General features: G+C 76.1%; 1 protein-coding gene. It reads right to left on the minus strand.

Annotation, left to right across the window (positions count from 1 at the left end; genetic code table 11):
• Nucleotides 1-1210 (minus strand): ComEC/Rec2 family competence protein (locus EHS43_RS44860; RefSeq protein ID WP_260471025.1); only part of this gene is annotated, 1210 nt, incomplete at both ends.

Here is a 1210-nt window from a genome sequence, read left to right on the forward strand (position 1 = left end):
CAGCACCCCGGCCAGCCCCGCCACATGGTCGGCGTGGAAGTGGGTCAGCACCACGAGCGGCACCTTGGTGATGCCGAGGGCGCGCAGGCAGCCGTCGACCAGTTCGGGGTCGGGCCCGGCGTCCACGACGACGCCCGTCCCCTCACCCGCCGCCAGCACCGTCGCGTCGCCCTGGCCCACGTCGCACATCGCCAGCCGCCAGCCCGGTGGCGGCCAGCCCGTGATCACCCGGGTCAGCGGCGGCGGCTGCACGACCGCGAGCACGAACACCGACGCGCAGACCGCACACCACCAGGGATGCCTCAGCAACCGCCGCCCGGCGAGCAGCAGGAGGACGGTGACGGAAGCCAGCAGCGCCGCCCCCGTCCAACTGCCCGGCCAGTCCACTCCCCCACCGGGCAGTGACGCCCCGGTCCGGGCGACGTCCGCGATCCACCCGGCCGGCCAACTCGCGCACCAGGCCAGCGCCTTGGCCACCGGCATGGCCACGGGTGCGGTCGCGAGGGCCGCGAAGCCGAGCACCGTGGCCGGGGCGACCGCGAACTCCACGAGCAGATTGCACGGCACCGCCACCAGGCTCACCCGGGCCGACAGCACGGCGACCACCGGCGCGCACAGGGCCTGAGCGGCGGCAGCGGCCGCCAGCGCCTCCGCCGGCCGGGGCGGCACCCGGCGCCGGCGCAACGCCAGGCTCAGGCGAGGCGCGAGCGTGAGCAGGGCTCCGGTGGCCAGCACGGAGAGCAGGAAGCCGTAACTGCGGGCCAGCCACGGGTCGTACAGCACCAGCAGCAGTACGGCCGTCGCCAGCGCCGGGACGAGTGATCTGCGGCGGCCGGTCGCGAGGGCGAGCAACGCCACGGCTCCGCAGGCGGCGGCCCGCAGCACGCTCGGGTCCGGCCTGCACACCACGACGAACCCCAGGGTGAGCCCGCCGCCGAGCAGCGCGGTCGCCCGCAGCGGCACCCCGAGGCGGGGTGCCAGCCCGCGTCGCTCGACGAGCTGCGCGAGTCCGGGCGGCCCGATGAGCAGCGCGAGCAGGATGGTGAGGTTGCTGCCGGAGACGGCGAGGGTGTGCGCGAGGTCGGTCTCCTTGAACGCCTCGTCCAGCTCGGGTGTGATCCGCGCGGTGTCCCCGACGACCAGCCCCGGCAGCAGGGCCCGGGCATCCGCCGGCAACCCGTCGGTCGCTTCCCGCAGCCCGGCCCGCAAC

Source organism: Streptomyces sp. RP5T (genome assembly GCF_003933965.1).
Classification (GTDB): Bacteria; Actinomycetota; Actinomycetes; order Streptomycetales; family Streptomycetaceae; genus Streptomyces.